We start from the raw sequence: 589 nt of genomic DNA, 5'->3' as shown, positions 1-589 counted from the left end.
GCGCGGCTTCGAGCCCCCCTGCGGCGAGACCGAGCGGGTTCTCGCCGAGATCTGGTCCGACCTGCTCGGCGTCGAACGCGTCTCCCGCAACGACGACTTCTTCGAACTCGGCGGACACTCCCTGCTCGCCGTGCAGATGATTCACCGGTTCCAAGCGGCGTCTGGCTTCGCGATGACGCTCGAGCATGTCTTTGACACAAGAAGTCTCGCCGAACTCGCTGAACTTGCGATCGATAATCAGCTGAGGGAATTTGACGAGGATATGCTACCGCAACTCGTGTCCGAACTTGGCGATGTGTTTTGAACGAATGCCCTACATTGTCTGCGGTAAGCGCTCACCCGGCGGTTCTGTCGCAAATTTTGTCTACAGGCGCGACGGGGTGAGTGAGAATGACGTGGCTCAGGCGGCGAGGGAATAGAATTGCTGCGCGGGACGCATTTCGTTCGTCGTTCGCATCTGCCCCTTTCGGATCATGTGCATCAACTTGATCCCAGAAAGCGTCGCGGCAGTTGATCGAAATGATTTGAAACCCAGCGTCGGACGCGTCACGCGTTTCACTGCTCGATGGTCCTGCTCGACGATATTATT

The 589-nt window shown here is 57.6% G+C and carries 2 protein-coding genes; one reads left to right on the top strand and one right to left on the bottom strand.

All coding sequences use genetic code 11. The features are described 5' to 3' along the window. Positions 1-304: phosphopantetheine-binding protein (locus K3F48_RS23990; protein WP_222577948.1), on the top strand; the 304-nt coding region annotated here is incomplete at its 5' end. Positions 305-400: 96 nt separating this feature from the next. Here the strand turns inward: K3F48_RS23990 and K3F48_RS23985 are convergent. After that, on the bottom strand, positions 401-589 hold a 189-nt coding region (locus K3F48_RS23985; protein WP_222577947.1), incomplete at its 5' end, for a DDE-type integrase/transposase/recombinase.

Origin of the sequence: Methylosinus sp. Sm6 (assembly GCF_019802345.1) — a bacterium.
Taxonomy (GTDB): Bacteria; Pseudomonadota; Alphaproteobacteria; order Rhizobiales; family Beijerinckiaceae; genus Methylosinus.
The sequence above is the reverse complement of the archived record's forward strand: the minus strand, read 5'-3'. Positions and strand labels throughout refer to the sequence as shown.